This is a genomic window from Streptomyces griseorubiginosus, from assembly GCF_017614965.1.
GTDB lineage: Bacteria > Actinomycetota > Actinomycetes > Streptomycetales > Streptomycetaceae > Streptomyces > Streptomyces griseorubiginosus_B.
In genome coordinates, this window is the sequence record NZ_WVUG01000674.1 from 1 (window position 1) to 950 (window position 950).

General features: G+C 71.7%; 2 pseudogenes. One reads left to right on the forward strand and one right to left on the reverse strand.

Annotated features, from left to right (window positions below):
- Positions 1 to 750: pseudogene (locus tag GRC12_RS44660) on the reverse strand (nitroreductase family protein); the annotation flags it as partial.
- Between GRC12_RS44660 and GRC12_RS46235 the strand changes: the two are divergent.
- Positions 631 to 950: pseudogene (locus tag GRC12_RS46235) on the forward strand (GNAT family N-acetyltransferase); the annotation flags it as partial. The pseudogenes GRC12_RS44660 and GRC12_RS46235 overlap by 120 nt on opposite strands.

The window sequence follows — 950 nt, forward strand, 5'->3', positions numbered from 1 at the left end:
CGCCCGCTCTGTGCCGGTACATCCTCTGCCCGGTACCCCACCGTGATGCCCCCGATGGGGTCGTACTCCTCCGGTACGCCGAACTCCTGCCGGAACGGCGTCAGATGTTCGGGCATGATGCCGAAGAAGCAGGCGCCCAGGCCCTCGTCCACCGCGGTCAGGAGCATGAGCAGGGCCGCCATGCCGGTGTCGATGTACCAGTACGGGGCCGGCCAGCGGGCCTCGGCTCGGTCCTGCCAGCCCTTGTCGGGCTCGGCGTAGCGTTCGAGGTAGGCGGCCTTGTGGGCGAGGGGGACCACGACCAGCGGGGCGTTCTGCATGGTGGGCGTCTTCTCGACGCGGGTCGGGACGTACGGCCAGAAGCGGGCGCGGTCGGCCCGGGTCGGTCAGGGCGAGGAAGGCCCAGCCCTGGGAGAAGCCGGCGGAGGGGGCGCGGAGGGCGGAGGCGAGGACGCGTTCGATGACGTCCGGGGGCAGGGGCTTGTCGGCGTAGTGGCGGATCATGCGGCGGCGACGTACGACCTCGGAGAACTCCATGGGGATTGCCATGCCACGGCCGCCGGGAGCGGAAACGGCGGCACGGCGGACCGATACGGCTCCTTGGGGAAACGGTGACGGCATCATGGTCGGATGGGTCGTACAGCGGGATCGGGTGCCTCCGGCGTTCGGCTTCGTCCGGCAACTTCCGCAGATGCGGCGGCGGTTGCTGACATCTGGCGGGCCGGGTGGCGGGACGGGCATCTCGGTCATGTGCCGGCCGCGCTGGTCGCCGTTCGTACGCCCGCGTCCTTCGTGGAGCGGGCGGCCGGGCGGGTCGGGGACACCGTCGTCGCGGAAGTGGGCGGCACCGTGGCCGGGTTTGTGATGGTGGTCGGGGACGAGGTCGAGCAGCTGTACGTGGGGGCGGCGTACCGCGGGACCGGCGTGGCGGGGGTGCTGCTCGACGATGC